The 1,452-nt window shown below is 67.6% G+C and carries 1 protein-coding gene; it reads right to left on the bottom strand.

Going from position 1 to position 1,452, the window contains the following annotated elements:
• The coding region (locus ACLBYG_RS31545; RefSeq protein ID WP_447684081.1) for an IS1182 family transposase at positions 1-1,390 on the bottom strand (1,390 nt) is incomplete at its 3' end.
• Between the last annotated feature and the right edge of the window lie 62 nt (positions 1,391-1,452).

Below are 1,452 nucleotides of genomic sequence, written 5' to 3'. Positions count from 1 at the left end.
TGACCCGCTTCAGATTGTAGGCCAGAACCTGCAGGCTCATCTCGGTGGCCACGTTCCGCAACCGCCGCATCCGGAAGTGGGTCGCTCCCATCCAACCCTTGAGCGTCCCGAACACGTGCTCGACCGTCTGCCGGCGCGTGCGCATCGCGTGGGGATCCTGGTCGAGCCGGCGCTGCACAGCTTCCAGCACCGCCTCGTGCTCCCAACGCGTCACCCGCCGCTCCTCGGCCGGCGTGCAGCGTGCCTTGATCGTGCAGTCGCGGCAGGCCGTGGTCCAGTAGCGGCGCAGCGTCAGCCCACCCTCCACGTTGGTGTAGCGGTAGGAAAGCCGCTCGCCGGCTGGACACCGGTAGGCATCCACCTCCGGCTCGTAGACGAAGTCCTGCTTGCCGAAGCGCCCCTCCGCCTTGGCGCCCGAGGTCAGCGGCCTCGGCAGCGTCACCGCGATGCCGGCCTGCTCGCAGGCCAGGATCTCCGCGCCCGAGAAGTAGCCGCGATCCGCCAGCACGCCGAGCGCTTCATGCCCGGTCGCCGCCTGCCCTTGGCGGCTCATGTGCGCCAGCTGGGTACGGTCATGCCCGAGGTTCGTCACCGCGTGCGCGACGATCAGATGATGCTCGGTGTCGACGACCGCCTGCACGTTGTAGCCGACCATCCCTGTGCCCTTGCCGCTCGTGGCCATCGCCCGCGCGTCCGGGTCGGTCAGCGAGACCTGCCGGTCGGGAGCGGCTTCGACGAGCTTCTCCATCGCCTGAAGTTCGCGCATCCGCGTCCGCAAGGCATCCAGACGCGCCGCGATGCGAACCTTGCGCACGCAAGCGACCTCGTCCTCCTGACGGTCGGCGGTGTCGAGGGCGGCGAGATAGCGCGCGATGCTCGCCTCGACCTGCTCGATGCGACGCCGGACCGCCGCCGGGGTGAAGTTGCGGTCGCGCGCGTTCACCGCTTTGAAGCGGCTGCCGTCGAGCGCCACGATGCCACCGGCCAGGAGCCCGAGTTGACGGCACAGCACCACGAACTGACGGCAGGCGGCCTGGATCGCAGGACCGTTGTCGCGCCGGAAGTCGGCAATGGTCTTGAAGTCGGGGGCGAGGCGGCCGGTCAGCCACATCAGCTCGACGTTGCGGCTGGCTTCACGCTCCAAGCGGCGGCTGGAGGCGACTTGATTGAGGTAGCCGTAGAGGTAGAGCTTCAGCAACGTAGCCGGGTGATAGCCGGGCCGGCCCGTCGCAGCCGGCACCACGCCGTCAAAACCCAGAGCCGCGAGATCAAGTTCGTCCACGAACACATCGACGACGCGAACCGGATTGTCCTCGGACACGTAGTCGTCCAACCGGTTCGGCAAGAGCGTGATTTGCTGGCGATCCGCACCCCAGACAAACCGCGCCATATAAACCTCCACCGTCACGCAGAGACTATCAGAACCGCAGCGTTTTCACACAGCCTCGGTGG

Source organism: Methylobacterium sp. D53M, from assembly GCF_053345625.1.
This window is presented reverse-complemented; position numbering and strand designations above follow the sequence as displayed.